The sequence below is a fragment of the uncultured Marinobacter sp. genome (assembly GCF_947259545.1).
Classification (GTDB): Bacteria; Pseudomonadota; Gammaproteobacteria; order Pseudomonadales; family Oleiphilaceae; genus Marinobacter.
This window is the reverse complement of record NZ_CAMYMK010000003.1, coordinates 161,175-182,785: the sequence shown is the minus strand read 5'-3', so window position 1 is coordinate 182,785 and position 21,611 is coordinate 161,175. Positions and strand designations below refer to the sequence as shown.

Genomic DNA, 21,611 nt, shown 5'->3' with positions numbered 1-21,611 from the left:
GGGAATAGCGTTCGATATCAGTATTTAAAGACCCTTTCAACGTTGATCACGGGGAACACACCATGAACACCCAAAAACTGATGAACACTGCCCTGAACAGCCTGGATGCCATCGGCTACCGCCTGGACCAATACGGCATCACCGGTAAGGTAAACCGCCACAACCTGGCCGCCTTCATTATGCTGGAACAAAAGCACCTGGAAGGTGAGTGGGATAGCATTCAGGTTCGACTGGACCGCCGTCGTGCCCAGGTTGAGAGCCTTGTGCGCCCTGTACTGAATCAGGTCAACCGCTTCCGTGGCGCTGCCAGCTGATCAGGTCTTTGACGGTTCCGACGGGGAGCTTCTCTGCTCCCCGCCACCGACCTCACCCGGCGCATCAATCTGGGTTGTGCGAATACGTTTTTTCTCGACCACATAGGCCGGCAGGCGAATAGTCACCGTTAGCCCGGGGTTTTCCTCACCTGGCCGATAGTCAGACAGCTCAATCCTTGCCTGATGAATTTCCGCTACCGCACTCACCAGGCTCAGCCCCAGCCCGTTACCGGGAGATGAACGGCTCTTGCCGACCCGATAGAAACGCTGGAAGACCTGATCCTTCTCGTCGTCCGGGATACCGATCCCACTGTCGCTGACTTCAAACAGGCAATCCTCCCCGTCACGGCGGACCACCACCCGGATCGCGCCCTTTTCCGGGGTATATTTAATGGCATTGTCGATCAGGTTGCTGACCATCTGGAACAACAGGTCCCGATCGCCTTCAATCATCACCTGAGGTTCCAGGGATTGCTCGAACACCTGCTCCTTGTCTTCCGCCAGGGCTTCGTACAACTCGCAGGCATCGCTCACCAGCCCGTCCAGCGACACGGGCTTCATGTCCGCGGTGTTGCCCCGGGTTTCCAGCCGTGCAATCCGCAGCAGGGCGTTGAACGTGGCCAGCAGTTGATCCGCCTCCGCCACCGCACGACCGGCCTGCTCCCGTGCCTCGTCGTTGTCGACGGACATCAGGGTGTTTTCAAGCTGGTTGCGCAAGCGGGTCAACGGGGTTCGCAGGTCGTGGGCGATGCTGTCGGAGACGTGGCGGATGCCTTCCATCAGATAGACAATCCGGTCGAGCATCTGGTTCAGGTTCTCCGCCAGCTGGTCAAAATCATCGTCGGTGCCGCGGGTCGGTATTCGCAGGGACAGGTGGCCGTTCATGATTCGCCGGGAGGTACTGTTAATCACTTCTATGCGCCGGGTGGTACTCCGGCTCATCAGGAACCCACCCAGCAGGGCCAGGGCCAGGGTAATGCCCATCCCCCAGTTGATGGCGGTTTCGATCACCCGCTTGAGATTGGTGAGCTCATCAACATCACGGCCGACCAGCAACCGCAAGCCGCCCTGCACCTCGAAAATTCGGGCCCGGGCCAGGCGTTCCGGGCCTCGCCAGCCCACAGCCTCGTTCAGGGTAAAATTGATCCAGCCACTTTCCGAGCGGGCGCCCTCCGGCCAGGTTTCGATATTGCCGGCCAGCTTGAGGAAGTCATCGGTGGTGAGCAGATAAATGGATTTGGCGTTGGGATCCCGCGCCACACGCTCGCGGATAATGGTAATCAGACCATTGATGCCGCGACCGCGGTATTGCTCCGCGAGGCCTGCGATCTCGGCCTCGATGGTTTCGTCCGTCTGGGCGGTCATGAAACCGGCGGTGCGCCAGTATATGAACGCCAACAGCAGGAACACCGAGGTGGCAAACACCACCATGTACAACAGTGCTAGCTGAAAGGACGAGGTCCGGAGCTGACTAAGCAGTTTCACGCAACATGTACCCTGCACCCCGTATGGTCTGCAGCAACGGAGTCTCGAATTCCTTGTCGATCTTGGCCCTCAGCCGGCTGATATGCACATCAATCACGTTAGTCTGGGGGTCGAAATGGTAGTCCCAGACTTTCTCCAGCAGCATGGTGCGGGTTACCACCTGCCCGGCGTTGCGCATCAGGTACTCCAGCAGACGGAATTCCCGGGGCTGCACATCAATATTCTGACCCGCCCGCTTGACGGTTCGCGCCAGCAGGTCCATTTCCAGGTCCGCCACCCGCAACACGGTCTCGGTCTCCGCCGACTGGCGGTTACGGCGTACCAGTGATTCAATGCGAGCCAGCAGTTCGGTAAAGGAGAAGGGTTTGGTGAGGTAATCATCACCACCACCACGCAGCCCCTCGACCCGGTCATCCACATCGCCCAGGGCGCTGAGGATCAGCACCGGCACCTGGTTCCCGGTGGCGCGAACGGTCTTGATAATGGACAGGCCATCCATACCGGGCAGCATGCGATCCACGATCATGATGTCGTAATCCTCACTGGCCGCCATCATCATCCCTTCCTTGCCATCAGCCGCATGGTCGACCACAAAGTCCGACTCCTTAAGGCCTTTGACAAGGTAGTTTGCTACATCCTGATCGTCTTCAATTACCAGCGCTTTCACCGGTTATCCTCCCGATAGCGGATTACTTTAAGCATTACATTACAAACAGGGTACGAAGAACTTGGTAACCCGGCCAGTTACGATCTTGTAAGAGGGTGTCGCCTATGGCGACGGTCACGACAGACCCCGAAACCAGTCCAGGCTCTCAGCGGTCGTGGCTGCAGGGCGGTATTCTGCACTCAGCCAGCCTTTGTAGCCCAGATTATCCAACTCCCGAAAAACATTCGAAAAGTTAATTTCCCCGGTTCCGGGCTCGTGTCGCCCCGGATTATCCGCAAACTGGATGTGGCCGATCCACGGCAACAGGCACTCCACCGTGCGCAGCAGATCCCCCTCCATGATCTGCATATGATAGAGGTCATACTGCAAGCGCACGTTATCCATATCGACCTCTTCAAGCAGGCCCATCACCCTGGCGGAGGTATCGAGAAAGAACCCCGGCATATCCACCCGTGAATTGATCGCTTCCAGACACAGAGTGATCCCCTCCGGCTCCAGCTGCTCCGCGGCCCAACGAACATTCTCCACCAACGTCTGCCAGGCCAGATCCTCATCCAGTTCCGCCGGCTTCAGGCCCGCCAGACAGTTAACGCGGGTGCATTCCAGGGCACGGGCATACTCAATGGCTTTCAGCACACCCTCGCGAAACTCTTCCACCCGGCCCGGCAGACAGGCAATACCCCGTTCGCCCCCATCCCAGTCCCCCGGCGGCAGATTGAACAGCACCTGAGTCAGGCCGTTCGTCCGCAGAGCCTGCTTAAGCTCTGCCGCCGGCCACTCATAGGGGAACAGATACTCCACACCCGTGAAGCCAGCCAGGCGGGCCTGCTCGAAGCGCTCCATAAACGGCACTTCGGTGAACAACATGGACAGATTGGCAGCAAACTTCGGCATGGTTATTTTCCCGGTTTTCCCAGAGAGCCCAGCAGGGCACCGTTCAGGTGTTCCAGCTCCAGCAACAGGCCACTGTGATCAACATCACTGTGACCATTGGCCACCAGAGACTGATATTCATTGTGCACCTGCTGGGCCAGGGGCAGGGTCAGATTCTCCGCCCTGGCCTCATCCAGAATCATTCGCAGATCCTTGAGCTGGATACGGGCCGGCGCACCGGGCGCGAAATCACGATCAATCATACGCTGACCATGCAGCTCCAGGATACGACTGCCGGCAAACCCACCCATCAGCGCCTCCCGCACCGCCGCCGGATCGGCACCGCCTTTCGCCGCCAGCAACAGAGCTTCAGACACCGCCCCAATAGTAATGCCCACAATCGCCTGATTGGCCAGCTTGGCCAGCTGTCCGGAGCCAACGGGACCAATCCGGGTACATTTACCCAAAGTTTCAAACACCGGGCGAGCCCGATCCACATCCTGTTCCGACCCACCGGCCATAATACTCAAGCGCGCCTCAGCGGCCCCGACGGTACCACCGGACACCGGCGCATCCACATATCCCGCGCCCCGTTCCGCTGCCAATTCCGCATGGCGGCGCGCGACGGAAGGCTGAACAGAACTCATATCGATCACCAGGGCGCCGGATTTCAGGGCTGCGATCGCGCCCTGCTCTACCAGGACCTGCTCCACCACATCGCTGTTTTCCAGCATGGTGATGACGACGTCTGCATCACGGACCGCCTGTTCCGGTGAATTCGCAATGGTGGCTTCATCCTTGAAAGGATCACACTTTCTGGCCGTGCGGTTCCACAACACCATGGAAAACCCGGCATCCAGAAGATTCCGTGTCATGGGCGCACCCATCAAACCAATGCCGAGGAACGCGATATGGGGACTATCTACAGTCATCTTTGCTTAGCCTTATTCCGAAATTATGGGAAGCGAGTGGATAGGCTGTTCCAAAACCCTGCGGAGCCATGGATGGCGGAGCGGAGCGTACAAGGACGTATTCACAGCGTGTTTTGGAACAGCCTATCCACTCGCTTCTACCCCGAAGTTTGAACTCTTGTACTTTGGCAGATTATACAAACAAAAACGCCACCAACCTGAATCAGGATGGTGGCGTTCTGGAACATCCAGGGTGCGTCAGTATCAGGCCGGTATGGCCTCCCCCATACTCGTCCTGATCTTCTTCATAGCGTTCTTCTCAAGCTGCCGGATCCGCTCGGCGGATACACCGTACTTGTCCGCCAACTCATGCAGCGTGGACTTGCTCTCCGTCAACCAGCGCTCCCGCAGGATATCCTGGCTGCGCTCGTCCAGAGACCCCATCGCGTGCATCAGGCGACCGTTGGAATCCTCCGACCAGTCCGCGTTCTCCAGCTGAACCGCCGGATCGCCGCGCCGGTCCTCCAGGTAATACGCCGGGGCTTGGTAGGCGTGATCATCGTCATCGTCCTGGGGGCCGTCGAAGGCGGTATCCTGGGAGGCCAGCCGGCCTTCCATTTCACGCACGACCTTCGGCTCCACGCCGAGATCTTCCGCCACGGCATGCAACTCGTCGTGGCTGAGCCACGCCAGGCGCTTCTTCTGACTGCGCAGGTTAAAGAACAGTTTGCGCTGGGCCTTGGTGGTAGCCACTTTCACGATACGCCAGTTGCGCAGAATGAACTCGTGGATCTCCGCCTTGATCCAGTGCACCGCAAACGACACCAGACGTACGCCGTACTCCGGGTTAAAACGCTTGACGGCTTTCATCAGCCCCACGTTGCCTTCCTGAATCAGGTCGGACTGGGACAACCCATAGCCGGAATAGCTGCGGGCAATGTGAATAACAAACCGCAAATGAGAGAGCACCAGCTGACGCGCTGCTTCCACGTCACCCTCGTAATGGAGACGTTCGGCAAGCTCACGCTCTTCATCGGCAGACAATACCGGAATCCTGCTCGCAGCCTGGATGTAAGACTCGAGATTGGCACCCGGAACCAGTCTGTCAATCAGCTGTAAACTCGTACCCATGCTTTTAACCTCCGAACCTGACGACCGTTAAATATACCAAGTGATTCTTTGACCGCCAAGACCTTAAAAAGTTCCAGAAACTCCCAGTAAAACCTTTAAAAACAATAAACTGGCAAATCCCGCTTTGTACCTTGGTTTATGACACTACGCCTTTCGCCGTACATTCTTCAATACGGTTTTCCCGCTATCCCGGATTAGCCCCCGGCGATTTCCCCCGGCTCAATGTCATCCAGATGGCGCTTGACCGCCACCCAGGCACCCAACCAGCCTAACAGCATGGCCACAATAAGCAACGCAAGTGCGCCATCAAAGGTCAGGCCATTGAGGGAAAAGTCACTGCGGTACAGCTCCGCCAGCCGCCCGACCGGGCCACTGAGCCACCATAACGACAACTGCAGCAACACCCAGGCGACCACACCGCCGCCCAGGCCAAACCAGGCCCCCGTATACAGGAACGGGCGACGCACAAAAGCATCCGTGCCCCCGACCATTTTGGCCACCAGGATCTCGTCACGACGGTTCTCGATCGCCAGCCGCACGGTATTGCCAATCACCAGCACCACGGCCGCCGCCAGCAACAGAGCCAACGCCCAGACCGCACGGGCCAGCAGGTCCGTCATCGCATTCAGGCGCTGCAGCCAGCCCAGGTCCACCTGCACCCGCTCAACGCCGTCCAGGCCCTGCAAGCGGGTGACCAGGGTTTCTACCCCACTGGAGCTGCGGGAGGCTTTGTCCGGCGTCACGACCAGCGTATGGGGCAGCGGGTTACCTTCCAGGTAATCCAGCGCATCCTCCATCCCGGAGGAGACCCGGAACTCCGCCAGCGCCTGCTCCTTATCAATGAGCTCCACCTCCAGGATACGGCTGTCATCCAGCACTTCGGCCTTCAGTTCGCGAGCGCGCTCCAGCGGGACATCGTCTTTCAAATAAGCGGTAATGCGAGCGCTGCTCTCCCAGCCGGCACTGACACCCTGCAGACTGGTCAGCAGTAATAACAGGGCGACCGGCAGTGCCAGGGCCACGCCCATCACCATCCAGGTCATGGAGCTGGCAACCGGCGTACGCCAGAGCCGCTCGGCACTGTCCCGGGCCACCTTGCGGTGATGCACCAGATAACTTTCAGCCAGTTCCTGCCAGGGCGAAGAAGCCTTTCTGGCCCCTGTCTGTTTGCGCGGTTCAGGTGCCATGACCACCTCCCGCAATCAGCCGGCCATGATCCAGGGTCAGGGTGCGGCGCTGCATATCGTTGATCAGGGCAATATCGTGACTGGCAATCAGCACCGTCACTCCCACCTGACTGAACTGACCAAACAGGTGCATGATGTCAGCCGACAGCTCCGGGTCCAGGTTACCGGTAGGCTCATCCGCCAGCAGCACCGGCGGCTTGTTCACCACAGCGCGGGCAATGCCGACGCGCTGCTGCTCACCGCCGGACAGCTGCAGGGGGTTCATCTTTTCCTTGCTCAGCAGCCCGACCTTGTCGAGGGCCGCGCGCACCCGGCGGCCAATGTCCCGTGCCGGCACCCCCATTACTTCCAGGGGCATGGCGACATTGTCGAACACCGTGCGATCGAACAGCAGCTGGTGATTCTGGAATACCACGCCAATATGACGACGAATGTAGGGAATCTGGCGTTTGGGGAGCTTGTTCAGCATCTGCCCGCCGACAACCACCTCACCGGCGGTGGGGCGCTCCATCACCATGATGAGCTTGAGCAGAGTACTCTTGCCGGCACCGGAATGGCCGGTCAGGAACGCCAGCTCACCCCGCGCCAGGCTGAAATTCACCTGTCGCAGGGCGGTATGGTCGCTGTCATAGCGCTTGGTGACCTGACGGAATTCAATCATCGGCCGTTACTGCATTACTGGTCGTCAAACAGGGCATCCACAAAGGTTTCCGCATCGAAACTGCGCAGGTCCGCCACCTGTTCACCCACGCCGATAAAGCGGATGGGTAGCTGCAGCTGACGCGCGATAGCGAACACAATACCACCCTTGGCGGTGCCGTCCAGTTTCGTCAAAGTAATGCCGCTGACACCCACGGCCTGCTGGAATACCTGGGCCTGACTCAGTGCGTTCTGTCCAGTACCGGCATCCAGCACGAGCATCACCTCGTGGGGGGCGGTGTCGTCCAGCTTTTTCATCACCCGAACGACCTTTTCCAGCTCGTTCATCAGGTTTTCCTTGTTCTGCAGGCGGCCGGCGGTATCGGCAATCACCACATCCACCTCGCGGGACTGGGCGGACTGGATAGCATCAAAGATCACCGACGCACTGTCCGCACCGGTATGCTGAGCCACCACCGGCACGTTATTGCGCTCGCCCCAGACCTGCAGCTGCTCCACGGCGGCGGCACGGAAGGTATCACCCGCTGCCAGCATCACCGACTTGCCCTCATCCTGGAACTTCCTGGTGAGCTTGCCGATGGTGGTGGTCTTGCCAACACCATTCACACCCACCATCAGGATCACATAGGGCTGTTTGGTCGAATCCAGTTCAAGGGGTTTGGTGACATCCTTCAGCAGACCGTGAAGCTCCTCGCGAAGGGCCTGACGCAGAGCAGCGCCATCCTTGAGCTGGTTACGCTCAAGCTTGTCGGTAAGAGATTCAATGATTTCCGATGTGGCGGTGACGCCCACATCCGCCATCAGCAGCGTGGTTTCAATCTCTTCCAGCAGATCCTCGTCGATTTTCTTGCCGACGGCGAACAGATCGGATAACCCGGAGGACAGCGTCGCACGGGTTTTACCCAGGCCCTGGCGGATACGCTCGAAGACACTGACCTGAGGCTCTTCCGGAGCCGGTTCCGGTTCGGCGACAGCCGCAGGAGCTTCTTCCACTTCCGCAACAGGCGCTTCTGCAGCAGGCGCCTCCGGTGCGGGCGCTTCTTCCTGCTCAGCGGCCGGTTTTGCGCCGCGCTGGGGCTCCGGCTTTTTCTGGAGAACCGGCTTCGGGCGGGGAATACGCTTCCGGTTGCCGGCCAGATCCAGAGCAAAAACGAAGACAAGAAGGGCCAACAGGCCAATTGAAATCCACTCTGCGGTCATACTCATTCCATCGGTTGAAAATTGGCGGGACAAAAGAAAACCGACATTCTAGCAGACTGTCGGCGGTAATTGGGTTGCTCACAATACAGCACACCCGATGGCGACGGCATGATTTTCCGCTACCATGTCGCCATTCCAGAAACCGAGACGGACAGTAAAGATCATGGGGCAGAAACCAAGGCATCAGAAAGGCGGTCGCGGCACCGCCGAGAGAGCCTCCGGCGATGGCGAACTGCGCATCATCGGCGGCGACTGGCGCAGCCGCAAACTGCGCTTCCCGGAAACCGGAGGGGTACGCCCCACCCCCGCCCGCACCCGCGAAACCCTGTTCAACTGGCTGAACTATCAACTGGCTGGGAGCCGCTGCCTTGACCTGTTCGCCGGCTCCGGCGCCCTGGGTCTGGAAGCGCTGTCCCGGGGCGCCGGCACAACCGTGTTCGTCGACCATACACCGGCGCTGGCTCAGGCCCTGCGCGGCAACCTGCGGTTATTGAAATCGGAGAAAGGCGATGTAGTCTGCCAGAGTGTCGATACGTTCCTCGCCCAACCACCGGCCGAACCCTTCGACATCCTGTTCATGGACCCGCCCTTCCGGCAGGGCTGGCTACAAAAACTGCTCCCGATAATCGCCGATCATGGCTGGATCAGACCCGGCGGCTGGGTCTACGTGGAACATGAAAGCGAGCTGGCAAGCCCGGAAGCACCCGAGAACTGGACCCTGCACAGACAGAAATCCGCCGGCCAGGTTACGTATTGCCTGTTTCAGGTAGGGGAATAGGTAAGTCCCGGCCATCCATGGCCGGAGGGGATGTTAAGCGTTAAGCGGAGGGGCTTCTGAGCGAATAAGCCCGAAGGTGCTCAGCGAACTCTGCCAGGTAGCGGTTACCACTGGCCTCAGCCTCACGGCACCAGTCCGCCAGGGCCTGCATTTTCTCCTGAGGTTTCACGCCGCGCTGACGCCACAGCGCTTGCAGCTCATGACTCATCTCGTAAATCTTACGCAACGCTGCGTTTTTCTCCAGCGCGGTCTCCAGATGCTCCTGATCCTTCGGCTCGATCAGAGACACCTCACGGGACAGCAACTGCTTCAGCTTGCGGTAACGGGGGCGAATCTCGTCGTCCATCAGTGCCTTCTGCTGACGCAGTACCGGCTCCATGACACGCTTACGGTACTGACGCATGATGGCGAAACGGTTATTGGAAATCGCCTGCACGGTTTCCACATCCACAACCTGCTTGCCCGGAACGAAATGGGCAATCGGCTTGAACCCCTTGGGCTTGGCCAGACCGAACAGCTGGAACAGACGGATGTAACCCCAGCCGATATCCACCTCAAACCAGCGACGGGACAGCTTGGAGGAGTTCGGATAGGTATGGTGATTGTTATGCAGCTCTTCACCACCGATCAGGATACCCAGCGGTGAAATGTTGCGGGCGTTGTCCGCACATTCAAAATTGCGGTACCCGAACCAGTGGCCGATGCCGTTGACAACACCCGCCGCCCAAACTGGAATCCACATCATCTGCACCGCCCAGATCCAGATACCGTGAACACCGAACAGCAACAGGTTGATCACCGCCAGAATCGCGACGCCCAGCATTTTATAACGGCTGTAGACGTTGCGCTCGATCCAGTCTTCCGGCGTGCGCTGGCCGTAACGCTCCAGAGTTTCCGGCGTGGCGGACTCGGCATAAAGCTCTGCGCCCTGGAACAGAACCTTGCGAATACCCAGAACCACCGGGCTGTGGGGGTCTTCCTCGGTTTCACACTTGGCGTGGTGCTTACGATGGATGGCTGTCCATTCCTTGGTATTCTGAGCCGTGGTCAGCCACAGCCAGAAACGGAAGAAATGCTTCAGCACCGGATGCAGATCCAGCGAGTTGTGAGCCGAATGGCGATGCAGGTAGAGCGTTACACTTACGATGGTGACGTGGGTCATACCCAGTACAACCAGAATCAGTTGCATCACCGAAAGGTCAAGGAGACCGTTAAACCACATATTCAATCCTCAATCAAAATCGTGGTTCGACCGGTATGAAAACCAGCGAACCGTATTGGGCACTTTAGCGTACAGTTGTAAGCCCCAACAACTGCATTTGGACGAAAATTTGTTACTGATTACACTTATCCCGTTTCAAACCGTTCAAGCATCCCCCTGCTACCGGAGAGCTCCGCTTGCCAGAATTACCGGAAGTCGAAACCACACGCCGTGGCATTGCGCCCCACTGCGAAGGACACACCATTCAACGGGTAACCATTCGTAATCGGAGCCTGCGCTGGCCGATTCCGCGGGAACTGGACGAGCATTTGACCGGCGCCACCATCCGCAGCGTGGAACGGCGCGCCAAATATCTGTTATTAAAGGTCGATCAGGGCAGCGCCATTGTACACCTGGGCATGTCCGGCAGTCTGCGGGTAATTACCGACAACGCGCCATTACTGCCCCACGACCATGTCGAGCTGGAACTGGACAGCGGCATCCGCCTGCGATTCAACGATCCCCGGCGATTCGGCTGCTGGCTGTGGTCGGACACGCCCGAAGCGCACCCGTTGCTGGCCAGTCTTGGCCCCGAACCTCTGGCCCCGGAATTTACCGGAGCGCTGCTGTTCCGCCTGTCCCGGGGCAAACAGACACCGGTGAAATCCTTCATTATGGACAACCGCGTGGTGGTGGGCGTGGGCAACATCTACGCCAATGAAGCCCTGTTCAAGGCCGGCATCCACCCCAAACGCAAGGCCGGCCGCATCAGCCTGGATCGCTACAACCGCCTGGTGGACGCCATCCGCGAAACCCTCAGCGCGGCCATCCTTATGGGCGGCACCACCCTGCGCGACTTTGTTAACAGTGAAGGCAAGCCCGGCTACTTCGCGCAATCATTGCTGGTTTATGGCCGCGCAGCGCTACCCTGCGAGGAATGCGGCACGCCATTGAAGGAAATCCGCATGAACCAGCGCTCCACGGTGTACTGTGGCCGCTGCCAGCGATGAGGCGCGCGCAAAGAACGAAATCGTTTGAAAATACGCCAATATGATCCATAGTTACAGACAGGATCTCAGGAGACACAAGAAATGACCGGCACATTTTCCCGCATCGCAATGACAACCCTGGCAGCCTGCCTGCTGGCCTTCTCCTCTCTTGGCCACGCCCGGGCGGTTGATGAGCAGCCCACCGCGCTCGCCATGACCGGTGACGCGATCTTCGTTCGCCCGGCCCTGCTGGCCACCACCATTATTGGCAGCGCCGTTTACCTGGTGTCCCTGCCATTCTCCGCACTGGGCGGTAACGCCGGCGAAGCGGGCGAAGTCCTGGTGGTTGGTCCCGCCAAGGCCACGTTTGTGCGCTGCCTCGGCTGCACCCGCTCAGGCCGCAAGCCCGAAACGGTTCCGCAGGAAACCAACTGATCCGTATTATCCTGGCTTGCCAAAACCCGGCGGATTCGGCAGCCTGAAGTGACACTTACTTCAGGCTGCTTTCGTTTATGGTGAACTGGTCTTCCCTCAACACAGTGTTTCTGGATATGGACGGAACACTGCTGGACCTGCATTTCGACAACCACTTCTGGCTCGAGCACCTGCCGGCTCGCTACGCAGAGCATTACGACCTCAGCCCGGAAGAAGCCCGCGAAACCGTGGTTCCGATGATCATGGCCGAGCGCGGCTCACTGCAGTGGTATTGCACCGATTACTGGAGCGACCGCCTGAAGCTCGACATTACCGGCCTCAAGGCCGAGGTGGGCGATCGCATTGGCTATCGCCCCTTCGTGACCGACTTTCTCGACGCCATTCGTCAGGCCGGGCTGCGCTCGGTGATCGTCACCAATTGCCACCCCGATCCGCTGGCGCTGAAACTGCGCCACACCCAACTGGAGCAACGGGTGGATGGCATCATCTCCAGCCACGAGCTGGGCAAACCCAAGGAAGACCCCGAATTCTGGCGAGACCTCGCCCTACGGGAGCCCTACCAGCCCGAGAGCACCCTGATGGTGGACGACAGCTTCCCGGTACTGGAAAGTGCCCGTGCCGCCGGCATCGGCCAGTGCCTGGCGATCTTGGCCCCCGACAGCCGCCAGCAGGCCCGGGAAAAGCACCCGGAAATACCCTCTATTCACCACTTCAGTGAAGTGCTGCCAGCACTGCGTGAACGACAGCCCCTGCCATCGGGCGAATGAGCCGGTTATAATATGACCATACGCTCATCAGGTGAGGAGACATGACGGCGAAAAACACCAACGATCACCGTGTCCGGCTCGACAAGTGGTTATGGGCCGCACGCTTCTACAAAACCCGCTCGCTGGCCAAGGAAGCAATCGAGGGTGGCAAGGTCCACTACAACAGCCAGCGCTGCAAACCCGGAAAACTCGTGGAAACCGGCGCCAAGCTGACCGTGAGGCTGGGCTGGCAGGAACGCATCGTCATCATCGATGACATCAGCGACCGCCGCCGGGGTGCCCCCGAAGCCCAGAAGCTGTACCACGAAACCGATGACAGCGTGAAACGTCGTGAGGAAATGGCCTGGCAACGCAAGACCATGCAGGCAGCCCAACTTCCGCCGGCGCGGCGACCCTCCAAGAAAGATCGCCGTGATATCCAGCGTTTCCGGGAACAGAACGGCATCTGAACCGCCGTTCCGGCCAGGAACACCACAACCCTGTTATCCACTGCCCGCTTATTACATTATTTATTTCAGGAGACATCACCATGGCATCCCGGGACCAGTTCCAGCGATTTATTTTCGAGCACAGCCAGGTTCGTGGTGCCTGGGTGCAACTCGGTGAGAGTTACCGGGAAATCGTCAGCCAGGCCCCCTACCCCGATACCGTGCGCCAGCTGCTGGGAGAATCCCTGGTAGCCAGCGTACTGATGAGCAGCACCCTGAAATTCGAGGGCACCCTATCGCTCCAGGCTCAGGGCGAAGGCCCGCTGCGCACCCTGATGGCCGAGTGCAGCCACGACCGCAAGATCCGCGGCCTGGCGCGCTTCGACGAACACGCGGTGATGGAAGACGACTTCCACAACCTGCTGGGCCAGGGGCGCATGGCCATTACCATCACTCCGGACCAGGGCCAGCGTTACCAGGGCGTGGTGCCCCGGGAAGCAGACACCCTGGCGGGCTGCCTGGAAGAGTATTTCCAGCGCTCGGAACAGCTGGCCACCAGCCTGTTGATCTTTGCCGACGAGCAGCGCTGCGCCGGCCTGCTGCTGCAGCGCCTGCCGGGCGCCAGCGATCATGATGAAGATCTGTGGGACCGCATCAATCACCTGGCCCGCACCGTGGAAGCGGAAGAGCTGCTGGAGCTGGACAGCGAAACCCTGCTGCACCGCCTGTTCCACGAAGAGACCGTGCGCGTGTTCGATGCCGAACCGGTCACCTTTCACTGCAGCTGTTCACGGGAGCGCACCCTCGGCGCCCTGGAAGGCATTGGCCAGGAAGAGTGCTACAGCATCCTCGAAGAACAGGGCAGCATCGAAATGGATTGCCAGTTCTGTCATGCTCACTATCGATTCGATAGAAATGACATTGATCATCTTTTCACCGGCCATACGTTACACTGAGGCTTTGATGAATTAGCCCCAATGCCAGTATTGGCGCGGCTTTCGGGGCAGTCGTTTTTTACCGGCGTCTCTGGCATAATAGCGCGCCTGAATTGACCCGATTGCTCAGATTTCCGCCAATTTTCACCGTGCGGTCTGGGCAATCATGAAGACACCCCGAGGGCGAGGTCGAAGTGAGTAACACTTATAATGATCTGAGTTCAGCACGACTGGTCGAGCTGGCACTGGAAAGACGTGAAGGCCAACTGGCATCCAACGGTTCACTGGTCGTCCGCACTGGCGAACGCACAGGCCGTTCCCCGATGGACCGCTTTATTGTCGAGGAGCCCAGCACGGCTGACGATATCCACTGGGGTCCGATCAACCGTCCATTCGACGCTGACAAGTTCGATGCCCTCTGGGATCGTGTTGAAGCCTACATCGCGGAAAAAGAGCGTTTTGTCTCCAACGTACACGTGGGCTCTGACCCGGAACACTACCTGCCGGTCAAGATGACCACCGAAACCGCCTGGCAGAACCTGTTCGGCCGCAACCTGTTCATCCGCCCGGACAGCTACAACCAGGCCGACAAGCAGGAGTGGCAGATCCTCAATGCTGCCAACTTCCAGTGCGTGCCCGAGCGTGACGGCACCAACAGTGATGGCTGCGTGATCATCAACTTCGCCAAGCGCAAGGTGCTGCTGGCCGGCATGCACTACGCCGGTGAGATGAAAAAGGCGATGTTCTCGGTCCAGAACTTCCTGCTGCCCGAGAAAGACGTATTGCCGATGCACTGCTCCGCCAACGTTGGCGAAGACGGTGAGACCTGCCTGTTCTTCGGCCTGTCCGGCACCGGCAAGACCACCCTGTCCGCCGATCCCGAGCGTTTCCTGATCGGTGACGACGAGCACGGCTGGGGTCCCGGCACTGTCTTCAACATCGAAGGTGGCTGCTACGCCAAATGCATCGACCTGAGCCAGAAGAACGAGCCGATTATCTGGGACGCCATCCGCTTCGGCGCCATCGTCGAGAACGTGATGATCGACCCGGAAACCCGCGAGCCGGACTACACCGACGTCTCCCTCACCGAAAACTCACGCTGCGCCTACCCGCTGGAGCACGTTGAGAAGCGCGTGATCGAGAACCGCGCCGGCGAGCCGTCGCACATTGTATTCCTGACCTGCGACATGACCGGCGTACTGCCGCCCGTGTCCATCCTCAGCAAGGAAGCCGCGGCCTACCACTTCCTGAGTGGCTACACCGCGCTGGTGGGCTCCACTGAAATGGGCTCCTCCTCCAAGCTGAAGTCCACCTTCTCCACCTGCTTCGGCGCACCGTTCTTCCCGCGCCCGGCCGGCGTTTACGCCGAACTGCTGATGAAGCGCATGGACGAATTCGGCAGCAAGGTCTTCCTGGTCAACACCGGCTGGACCGGTGGCTCCTACGGTGTCGGCGAGCGCTTCAGCATCCCGACCACCCGCAGCATCATCAGCGCCATCCAGAACGGCGACCTGGACGACGCTGAGACCGAGCACCTGCCCACCCTGAACCTGAGCGTTCCGGTCAGCGTGCCCGGCGTAGACAGCAACCTGCTGAACCCGCGCAACACCTGGGCCAGCACCGAAGACTACGACGCCAAGGCCGCCGAACTGATCGGCCAGTTCGTCGAGAACTTCAAGAAGTTCGACGTCTCTGACGCCATCGTGGAGGCCGGGCCAAAAGCATAAGGCCAGCCTTGACGAAAAAAGCGCCCTGCTCTTTGAGCACGGCGCTTTTTTTGTGGCTTGCGTCTTGTCAGGCAACCCCTGCAACGGGAATCTCTATTCCTTCGTGGCGCCTGCCTGCGTCAATTCTGGAACTGTGGTCGATGCTTTCATAGGCGCCCGGCAAAAGTCGACGCGCGAGTCGGTTCACCCGACTTTCCAACCAATTGGGCAGATCCATCCCCAGGGGATTACTTTCTGCAATCTGCGGGTCAGACATCACTCGTGTGCCCATGATGTAATCGAACCAGGGGCGGGTAACACACCAGTTGGCATCCTGGTTTGCATTCATGTGGTGATCGAAATGCCAGGGGATTCTGGACTTAGCGTACTCGGGGTCCAAATGGCACTTCTTGTGCACGCTCCAATAGTTCCACGCACCGTACCAGATACCGAGGGTAAAGAAGGGAGCCACCGGCGCCACAACCGCTGCTGCACCAGCAACGCCGATCAGTCCCACCTTCTCATTGAACATTTCCTGATCATTCCACAGGGAGTTTTTATAACCATCATCGACGAAGTCATTCAGACGCGCACGCTTGTGGTGGCGAATATGAGTGAAAAAGGGGCTATTCCTATGCCTGGAAGGGTACTCGTGCAACCAGGTCTTATGGGCATACCATTCAAAAGCGTTAAACGCGAAGACACCTATCGGAAAACCAATCATGCTGCTCGCTCCATCAAGAATCAGACTTGATTTTAAGCCGCCAGCACACAATCCCTTTGACCGCAACGTCAGCGAGAGCGCTGCCTCTTTAATCAACCGCTGCGGTTAGCCTGCTTTCGAGTCCGATAATCGGTAGGCGTTTCTCCGGTCCAGCGTTTGAAAGCGCGGGCAAAGGCAGAAGGTTCCGAAAACCCCGTCAGGTAGACAATCTGGTCGATGCTGTGGGAAGTCCGGGACAACAGTCGCCTGGCCAGGCGCTCCCGATAACTGGCAACCACTCGGTTGAAGTTGGTTCCCTGGGCCGCAAGATCTGCCCGCAAGGTTCTCGGGTTTCGCTGTAAACGGGCAGCCATGTTCGTCAGGGAAACGTCTCCCGCCTCCACCATGCCGGCCAACTCATGCTCGATAATATTAATGATGGAGGCCCGCCCAAGGTCGGCAAGTCGCTGGGCCGCGTGTGCCTCTATCACCGCAAAGAGTTGAGCATCTGCCGACAGCGACGGGCGCTCGAGCAACTTTGCATCAAAGTGAATGGCGCCTTCGGCAGCATTCAGTTGAACGGGAGCTCCGTATACTTGCTCGTACAGGTTGGGGGATGCACCCTCGCCATGCTCGAAGGTAATGACCAACGGGCGAAAGTCTCCGTCAGTCACGCGTTTCAGACAGCTGAGTATGGGGCACACGAAACTTTCAAGATAATGCCTGACTGGATGAACCAGCCCGGAAAGCACCGCAACCTTGCCATCCACCCGCAGCTGCAGATCCATGGCATTGGTGTATAAGGTTCCATAATGTAGAGCCGCCCTCAGACCTTCACCGAAGGTTTTGCTGCTGAGCATCAGATACTCAAGCAGACCGCCCCGGAACTCCTCAAGGTGACCACCCACGCGCAACCCGATATCAACATCGCCAGTCACCTCTTCCGCAGCGCGCCAAAACCTTGCCTGCGTCGAGTTATCACGACGAACCTCCGGATCTGGCGCTTCGTCAGGCAAGTTGACGCTGGCAAAGATCACCCCACGATCAACACCCATCCGACCCAGTGCATGGTAGGTCATATTAAGGAATATACCGGCATCAGAGGTCGCTTCATCCATCTTTATAACCGCACCTTTTCTGGTCAACCCTCAGCCTTCGGCCTGCGATCGATGAACTCCAGGTAGCCCTGGCCCGATACCGGCTCGCCTTTGACGCGGCCATCGAACCCATACCAGCTGGTGTACCCGGCCCCCAGGCCATATTCATATTTACCTTTCACGGTGCAATCCAACGACAGCAATTCGTTACCCGAATCATCCTCGGCATACCAGCGGAAGCGCCGCGGCAGATCCATGGTGAAGCCATCCGGCGTTATCGAAGGCTCCGGCTGGAACTCGGTCACGCTGAAGTCGACGTTGCGGGTATAGACTTCTCCCAGATCGTTCAGGCTCCGGATATAGACGGATTTCTGCAGGGGAAAGTCGCCCGGCAGAAGCACCGCCACCAGCAGGATTTGTGTCGACTCGTCCAGATTGATGATCTGATAGGTGAAGTAGTTGAGCGGAATCTTGTGAGCCACGGGGAAAGAGCGCCCGGGCACGCTATAGGCGCCAACGCCGGCGGCGTACTCGAAGGTACACAGCCCGCTGACCTCCGTTTTTTCACCGTCGTGATCGATGGTACCAGTGTAACGGCTGAGCAGGCTCCAATGACTGTACAGGCCGGGAATATGGGCGAAGTGAGAAACACAACCCGTGGCTTCGAGTGTGAGCTGGATAGTGGTACCCGGCAGCGTACGGGTGACGGTCCAGTGCGGGTAGCAGCCCTCGATCACCAGGTCATGACCGAAGCGAAGACGGGTGCCGTCGGCTGAGAACTCGCACTCCTGCTCAATGCTATAACTGCGGAACTGGCCGGCCGGCAATGACGCCATGGTCGATAGCAGATAGGCGGTGTCCCGGGGGGTGGTTCTCACCGCGAAATCGTTATCAAACACCGTGGCGCCCGGAGTGCCTACAATCGACAGCACATTGAAGGTGTGATGAGGCGCCGGCAAATCCGGAACCATGACCCCGTAATGCACCCAGCTACGTTTGCGCCCTTCAGGGGGCGCAAGGCTTGTAGCCGGATCGAAAGGTTCGCCATTCAACCGGTATGAATGGTTTAAAAGACTGGGAGAGCGCTCCAGCAGGCGCTTGACGATGCTCATGGTATTGGGGCTCAGATGTGGTGATGGTCACGATGCGGAGATGATTTTCCGGTAAGATTCTATTCCTCACATTACAGCGGCATTGAAATCAGTGAAAGCGGCGCCATGCTGCAATTCGGGCCGAAGCTGTAAGCTCACCGTTACCGGAAAGGCGGACGCGTGAGACGCGCCGCTTCGTTTTCGCGTTAATTGCCAAGGAAAGGTATGGCTATCAGCTTCAAGGTAAATCACCCCATTACCACTAACCAGTTCATCGGTTTGTTGGAGAGTTCTACCCTCGGGGAGCGTCGGCCAATTCACGACCGAGATTGTATGGAGGGCATGGTTTCCAACTCCAACCTCATCGTAAGCGCTTGGGATGGGGCTATGCTGGTAGGCATTGCCCGCAGCGTCACGGACTTTCACTATGCGTGTTATCTATCCGATCTGGCCGTTCATAAGGCTTACCAAAAGTCAGGCATTGGTAAACGCTTGCAGTCTCTCACTCAGCAACAGCTCGGATCCCGATGCAAGCTAATACTCATCGCGGCACCAGCGGCCGATTCGTACTATGGTCCAATAGGGTACACGCACAATGACCGGTGCTGGATTCTGGAACCGGGGGTGCCCATTGGCGATTAACAATATGCAGCAGCGGCCGCCGCTGTGCTCCGCGTAAGGCTTTGCTCATGTTCAGACTGTTGCTCGCATTCATTATTAGCGCCACCGCAGCGTTAGCTGCCGTGGTCGTAATGGGCATGCTGACGGCGTTATGAGTCAGAAAGGTGTCGAACATGAGTGAATTACCCGAAGGCTTCGGGCCTATTTCGCGAACCAGCTTCACGTTGGCTCAAAGCGTATTGCCAGAGCCAGCGCTGTCTTCTGCGTCCTAGCCTCATAACTAATCATATAAGTACGTTCCGGCAGGTATCCGATGATGGGCTCATTGTCTCCGCCGGTACCAGCGGGCGGTGGCCACGATGACCGCCTCCATGGAGGGGCGTTCCAGTCCCTGCTCCCGCAGGAAGGCATCGGTGATGGCGGTGTCGAAGCGAGTGGGCTGAATAAAGTTCAGCGCCTCCGGCCAGGTATTCATCAGACGCGGCAGACCGGGCAGTCGCAACAGGGCCGCCAGTAAAGGGATTGGCACATGGCGTTGCGGCGCCCGCCGGCCCAGCAGGTCGGCGGCAATAGCGAGCAAGCCCTTCAAGCTGGGCGTGGCCGGGTCCAGAGCCAGCAACCGCTCCGGCACACGGTCACTGGTGGCGGCAACAGCCATCAACGAGGCCAGATGATCCACCGCAACCAATGGCAGCCAATGCTCGGGGCTGCCGGGAATCATCGCCATGCGTCCCCGGGCCAGGTTATCGAGCAGGGCAAACAGTGGCTGACTGGTATCGAGACTGCCAGTATCACTGTGGCCCGCGACAGTAGCGGGCTGCACTTCCACCAGATCCAGATCGCCTGAACTTGCCAGCGCACGCACCCGGATCGCTGCTTCCAGTTTGCTGGCTTCATAACCACCGACCAGACGATATACCCGCCGCCAGTCCACCCGTTCCGGATCATCGTTGTTAATACCCAGTCGCTGCAGGTGATCATAGTTTTCCAACATGAACCCGCTGACAAACACCAGACGGCTTTGGTGACGCCGGGCCAGCTCGGCCACCGCCAGACTACCGGCCACGTTGGTGCGGTGAGCGGTGGCGGGATCCAACTGCCACGCAAACCGGGCCCCTAGATGAATGATGGCTTCCGGCGCTTCCAGATCCTCCGGCAGGCCCAATCCGGGCAGGTCCAGGTCTCCTTTTACTGCATGCAGGCGGTCACCCTGACCGCCAAGATCACTCACCTGTTGTCGCAGAGTCGGGAGTTGGGTCTCCGGTTGACGCAATACCGCATACAGGTCGTGGCTTCGGGTTAACTGGGCGCATACATGACGGCCGATAAAGCCGGTAGCGCCGGTGATAAGTATGGTCATGACAGGTCTCCTTTGTGGGGTCTGCCAACACCTTAAAGGTTAGAGTACACTCAAAGGTCAACACCCGGTTGAGAGGCCATCATGCAGATTGCGGAACTCGAGCAGCGCACCGGCGTAAACCGCCACACCCTGCGATATTACGAAAAGGCCGGCCTGCTGCAGGAAGTAGTACGGCGCGGCAACAATTACCGGGACTACCCGCAAAAAGCGGTGGAACGAGTCACCATGGTGCGCCAGCTTAAGGCACTCGGGTTTTCCCTGCGGGAGATTCGGGACATACTGAATGCCCTGCGCAGCGACAGCATTGACTGTGAACGGGGCGCCGCGCTGATGGCGGAAAAGAAGGCGCAGGTAGAGGCCAGGATTCGGGAGCTGAAACAGGTCAGCACCCTGCTTGGGCGGGAACAGCAACGGCTCGAAGAAAGTGCGGCGGCCCTGCGAGAAAGCGGGCGCCTGATCTGACCCGATACCGGCTCGCCTTTGACGGTGCAATCCAACGAGAGCAACTCGTTACCTGCATCATCCTCGGCATACCGGCAGAAGCACCGCCACCTGCAGGATTTGTGTCGACTCGTACAGGTTAGTGCCTGGAAGCTTCGAAGAATGAAGAGCTACATTGAACTTTCAAAAGTCGCTAATTCAATAGCTTATGAAGACGCTTCTTCGGTAAAAAGATCAAATCGAGCAGTAGACGAAATGTACTCGATTGTTCGCAATGCAGATAGCGAATCGCTCAAGCAGCTGTTTCCACTCCTCGAAGATCCATTATCTAAGCGTTGGTTAGCACATCAACTTGTAGAGCTGCATAATCTGCCGCTCGAAATTGAAAACCAGTGTTTTTATATTGTCGAGCAGCTCGCTGCTGGCGACTCAGCAGAAGCCTTTGGAGAAAGTCTTTGGCTTAAAGAATGGAGCAATAAACTTGGTCGAACATAACAAGTCGCTCAAGTACGTTCTGCACTTCCCCCACCGGACGCCCCTGTCGGGGCGCTGATCTTGCACCTCTTTAGTGGACGGTCATTTACCGAACACTAGAGGGGGCCCATCATGGGGCAGACCCACAAGAGAAACT

24 protein-coding genes are annotated in these 21,611 nt (G+C 58.5%); 11 read left to right on the top strand and 13 right to left on the bottom strand.

Going from position 1 to position 21,611, the window contains the following annotated elements:
* The first annotated feature begins 62 nt into the window (after nt 1-62).
* Nucleotides 63-314, top strand: a complete 252-nt coding sequence (locus Q0Y21_RS06655) for a hypothetical protein (protein ID WP_297792879.1) — start codon at nt 63-65, stop codon at nt 312-314.
* On the opposite strand, the gene Q0Y21_RS06650 is transcribed toward Q0Y21_RS06655, so the two are convergent.
* From Q0Y21_RS06650 to ftsY, 8 genes are all read right to left on the bottom strand, one after another.
* Nucleotides 315-1,799: a HAMP domain-containing sensor histidine kinase gene (locus Q0Y21_RS06650; protein ID WP_297792876.1), complete on the bottom strand. Its 1,485-nt coding sequence runs from the start codon at nt 1,797-1,799 to the stop codon at nt 315-317. It abuts the gene before it with no gap.
* Nucleotides 1,786-2,466, bottom strand: coding sequence for a response regulator transcription factor (locus Q0Y21_RS06645; RefSeq protein ID WP_012137876.1), 681 nt, complete (start codon nt 2,464-2,466; stop codon nt 1,786-1,788). Before Q0Y21_RS06645 ends, Q0Y21_RS06650 begins: the two co-directional genes overlap by 14 nt.
* A 114-nt stretch (nt 2,467-2,580) precedes the next feature.
* Nucleotides 2,581-3,360 carry a hydroxypyruvate isomerase gene (gene hyi / locus Q0Y21_RS06640; RefSeq protein WP_297792873.1) on the bottom strand — a complete coding sequence of 260 codons (780 nt, stop codon included), beginning with the start codon at nt 3,358-3,360 and terminating at the stop codon, nt 2,581-2,583.
* 2 nt (nt 3,361-3,362) lie between these two features.
* Entirely contained in the window at nt 3,363-4,271 is a 909-nt protein-coding gene (locus tag Q0Y21_RS06635) for an NAD(P)-dependent oxidoreductase (protein ID WP_297792871.1), read from the bottom strand.
* Nucleotides 4,272-4,514: 243 nt separating this feature from the next.
* Nucleotides 4,515-5,381 carry an RNA polymerase sigma factor RpoH gene (gene rpoH, locus Q0Y21_RS06630; RefSeq protein ID WP_297792868.1) on the bottom strand — a complete coding sequence of 289 codons (867 nt, stop codon included), beginning with the start codon at nt 5,379-5,381 and terminating at the stop codon, nt 4,515-4,517.
* A gap of 194 nt (nt 5,382-5,575) precedes the next feature.
* Nucleotides 5,576-6,568, bottom strand: coding sequence for a permease-like cell division protein FtsX (ftsX, locus tag Q0Y21_RS06625; protein WP_297792866.1), 993 nt, complete (start codon nt 6,566-6,568; stop codon nt 5,576-5,578).
* A complete protein-coding gene (gene ftsE, locus Q0Y21_RS06620) occupies nt 6,558-7,229 on the bottom strand; it encodes a cell division ATP-binding protein FtsE (protein WP_297792863.1) in 672 nt (223 codons plus the stop codon). The genes ftsX and ftsE overlap by 11 nt, the downstream gene beginning before the upstream one ends.
* Nucleotides 7,230-7,243: 14 nt before the next feature.
* Entirely contained in the window at nt 7,244-8,428 is a 1,185-nt protein-coding gene (ftsY, locus tag Q0Y21_RS06615) for a signal recognition particle-docking protein FtsY (protein WP_297792861.1), read from the bottom strand.
* A gap of 163 nt (nt 8,429-8,591) precedes the next feature.
* Here ftsY and rsmD point away from each other — a divergent pair, with 163 nt between their 5' ends.
* A complete protein-coding gene (gene rsmD / locus Q0Y21_RS06610; RefSeq protein ID WP_297792858.1) occupies nt 8,592-9,206 on the top strand; it encodes a 16S rRNA (guanine(966)-N(2))-methyltransferase RsmD in 615 nt (204 codons plus the stop codon).
* A gap of 40 nt (nt 9,207-9,246) precedes the next feature.
* On the opposite strand, the gene Q0Y21_RS06605 is transcribed toward rsmD, so the two are convergent.
* Entirely contained in the window at nt 9,247-10,428 is a 1,182-nt protein-coding gene (locus tag Q0Y21_RS06605) for a fatty acid desaturase (protein WP_297792855.1), read from the bottom strand.
* 176 nt (nt 10,429-10,604) lie between these two features.
* Between Q0Y21_RS06605 and mutM the strand changes: the two genes are divergently transcribed.
* From mutM to Q0Y21_RS06575, 6 genes are all read left to right on the top strand, one after another.
* Nucleotides 10,605-11,417, top strand: coding sequence for a bifunctional DNA-formamidopyrimidine glycosylase/DNA-(apurinic or apyrimidinic site) lyase (gene mutM, locus Q0Y21_RS06600; protein WP_297792853.1), 813 nt, complete (start codon nt 10,605-10,607; stop codon nt 11,415-11,417).
* 81 nt (nt 11,418-11,498) lie between these two features.
* Nucleotides 11,499-11,831, top strand: a complete 333-nt coding sequence (locus Q0Y21_RS06595; RefSeq protein WP_297792851.1) for a hypothetical protein — start codon at nt 11,499-11,501, stop codon at nt 11,829-11,831.
* 77 nt (nt 11,832-11,908) lie between these two features.
* The gene (gene yrfG, locus Q0Y21_RS06590) at nt 11,909-12,598 is read left to right on the top strand and encodes a GMP/IMP nucleotidase (RefSeq protein ID WP_297792849.1); all 690 of its coding nucleotides are present in this window, start codon (nt 11,909-11,911) and stop codon (nt 12,596-12,598) included.
* A gap of 41 nt (nt 12,599-12,639) precedes the next feature.
* On the top strand, nt 12,640-13,047 hold the full coding sequence (hslR, locus tag Q0Y21_RS06585) for a ribosome-associated heat shock protein Hsp15 (protein ID WP_297792845.1): 408 nt from the start codon (nt 12,640-12,642) through the stop codon (nt 13,045-13,047).
* Between the two features lie 80 nt (nt 13,048-13,127).
* On the top strand, nt 13,128-13,982 hold the full coding sequence (gene hslO / locus Q0Y21_RS06580; protein ID WP_297792842.1) for an Hsp33 family molecular chaperone HslO: 855 nt from the start codon (nt 13,128-13,130) through the stop codon (nt 13,980-13,982).
* Nucleotides 13,983-14,155: 173 nt separating this feature from the next.
* Nucleotides 14,156-15,688, top strand: coding sequence for a phosphoenolpyruvate carboxykinase (locus Q0Y21_RS06575; protein ID WP_297792839.1), 1,533 nt, complete (start codon nt 14,156-14,158; stop codon nt 15,686-15,688).
* A 67-nt stretch (nt 15,689-15,755) separates the two neighbouring features.
* On the opposite strand, the gene Q0Y21_RS06570 is transcribed toward Q0Y21_RS06575, so the two are convergent.
* From Q0Y21_RS06570 to Q0Y21_RS06560, 3 genes are all read right to left on the bottom strand, one after another.
* On the bottom strand, nt 15,756-16,391 hold the full coding sequence (locus Q0Y21_RS06570; protein WP_297792836.1) for a hypothetical protein: 636 nt from the start codon (nt 16,389-16,391) through the stop codon (nt 15,756-15,758).
* 92 nt (nt 16,392-16,483) lie between these two features.
* Nucleotides 16,484-17,488 carry an AraC family transcriptional regulator gene (locus tag Q0Y21_RS06565; RefSeq protein WP_297792834.1) on the bottom strand — a complete coding sequence of 335 codons (1,005 nt, stop codon included), beginning with the start codon at nt 17,486-17,488 and terminating at the stop codon, nt 16,484-16,486.
* Nucleotides 17,489-17,511: 23 nt separating this feature from the next.
* Nucleotides 17,512-18,579 carry a DUF6670 family protein gene (locus tag Q0Y21_RS06560; RefSeq protein ID WP_297792832.1) on the bottom strand — a complete coding sequence of 356 codons (1,068 nt, stop codon included), beginning with the start codon at nt 18,577-18,579 and terminating at the stop codon, nt 17,512-17,514.
* Between the two features lie 204 nt (nt 18,580-18,783).
* Here Q0Y21_RS06560 and Q0Y21_RS18460 point away from each other — a divergent pair, with 204 nt between their 5' ends.
* A complete protein-coding gene (locus Q0Y21_RS18460; RefSeq protein ID WP_366517656.1) occupies nt 18,784-19,200 on the top strand; it encodes a GNAT family N-acetyltransferase in 417 nt (138 codons plus the stop codon).
* A 301-nt stretch (nt 19,201-19,501) separates the two neighbouring features.
* Here the strand turns inward: Q0Y21_RS18460 and Q0Y21_RS06555 are convergent, their stop codons facing one another.
* Complete coding sequence (locus tag Q0Y21_RS06555; protein WP_297792829.1) at nt 19,502-20,539, bottom strand: SDR family oxidoreductase; 1,038 nt, start codon at nt 20,537-20,539, stop codon at nt 19,502-19,504.
* An 81-nt stretch (nt 20,540-20,620) separates the two neighbouring features.
* Between Q0Y21_RS06555 and Q0Y21_RS06550 the strand changes: the two genes are divergently transcribed.
* Nucleotides 20,621-21,001 (top strand): MerR family transcriptional regulator, encoded by a 381-nt coding sequence (locus Q0Y21_RS06550; protein WP_297792826.1) that lies wholly within the window; start codon nt 20,621-20,623, stop codon nt 20,999-21,001.
* Nucleotides 21,002-21,142: 141 nt separating this feature from the next.
* On the top strand, nt 21,143-21,475 hold the full coding sequence (locus Q0Y21_RS06545; protein WP_297792824.1) for a hypothetical protein: 333 nt from the start codon (nt 21,143-21,145) through the stop codon (nt 21,473-21,475).
* The last annotated feature ends 136 nt before the right edge of the window (nt 21,476-21,611 follow it).

Excerpts from the sequence above, each read along its gene's own strand:
- Q0Y21_RS06655 (WP_297792879.1), top strand. The coding sequence starts at position 63 with ATGAACACCCAAAAACTGATGAACACTGCCCTGAACAGCCTGGATGCC.
- hyi (WP_297792873.1), bottom strand. The coding sequence starts at position 3,360 with ATGCCGAAGTTTGCTGCCAATCTGTCCATGTTGTTCACCGAAGTGCCG.
- Q0Y21_RS06635 (WP_297792871.1), bottom strand. The coding sequence starts at position 4,271 with ATGACTGTAGATAGTCCCCATATCGCGTTCCTCGGCATTGGTTTGATG.
- rpoH (WP_297792868.1), bottom strand. The coding sequence starts at position 5,381 with ATGGGTACGAGTTTACAGCTGATTGACAGACTGGTTCCGGGTGCCAAT.
- ftsX (WP_297792866.1), bottom strand. The coding sequence starts at position 6,568 with ATGGCACCTGAACCGCGCAAACAGACAGGGGCCAGAAAGGCTTCTTCG.
- ftsE (WP_297792863.1), bottom strand. The coding sequence starts at position 7,229 with ATGATTGAATTCCGTCAGGTCACCAAGCGCTATGACAGCGACCATACC.
- ftsY (WP_297792861.1), bottom strand. The coding sequence starts at position 8,428 with ATGACCGCAGAGTGGATTTCAATTGGCCTGTTGGCCCTTCTTGTCTTC.
- rsmD (WP_297792858.1), top strand. The coding sequence starts at position 8,592 with ATGGGGCAGAAACCAAGGCATCAGAAAGGCGGTCGCGGCACCGCCGAG.
- Q0Y21_RS06605 (WP_297792855.1), bottom strand. The coding sequence starts at position 10,428 with ATGTGGTTTAACGGTCTCCTTGACCTTTCGGTGATGCAACTGATTCTG.
- Q0Y21_RS06595 (WP_297792851.1), top strand. The coding sequence starts at position 11,499 with ATGACCGGCACATTTTCCCGCATCGCAATGACAACCCTGGCAGCCTGC.
- yrfG (WP_297792849.1), top strand. The coding sequence starts at position 11,909 with ATGGTGAACTGGTCTTCCCTCAACACAGTGTTTCTGGATATGGACGGA.
- hslR (WP_297792845.1), top strand. The coding sequence starts at position 12,640 with ATGACGGCGAAAAACACCAACGATCACCGTGTCCGGCTCGACAAGTGG.
- hslO (WP_297792842.1), top strand. The coding sequence starts at position 13,128 with ATGGCATCCCGGGACCAGTTCCAGCGATTTATTTTCGAGCACAGCCAG.
- Q0Y21_RS06570 (WP_297792836.1), bottom strand. The coding sequence starts at position 16,391 with ATGATTGGTTTTCCGATAGGTGTCTTCGCGTTTAACGCTTTTGAATGG.
- Q0Y21_RS06565 (WP_297792834.1), bottom strand. The coding sequence starts at position 17,488 with ATGGATGAAGCGACCTCTGATGCCGGTATATTCCTTAATATGACCTAC.
- Q0Y21_RS06560 (WP_297792832.1), bottom strand. The coding sequence starts at position 18,579 with ATGAGCATCGTCAAGCGCCTGCTGGAGCGCTCTCCCAGTCTTTTAAAC.
- Q0Y21_RS18460 (WP_366517656.1), top strand. The coding sequence starts at position 18,784 with ATGGCTATCAGCTTCAAGGTAAATCACCCCATTACCACTAACCAGTTC.
- Q0Y21_RS06555 (WP_297792829.1), bottom strand. The coding sequence starts at position 20,539 with ATGACCATACTTATCACCGGCGCTACCGGCTTTATCGGCCGTCATGTA.
- Q0Y21_RS06550 (WP_297792826.1), top strand. The coding sequence starts at position 20,621 with ATGCAGATTGCGGAACTCGAGCAGCGCACCGGCGTAAACCGCCACACC.
- Q0Y21_RS06545 (WP_297792824.1), top strand. The coding sequence starts at position 21,143 with ATGAAGAGCTACATTGAACTTTCAAAAGTCGCTAATTCAATAGCTTAT.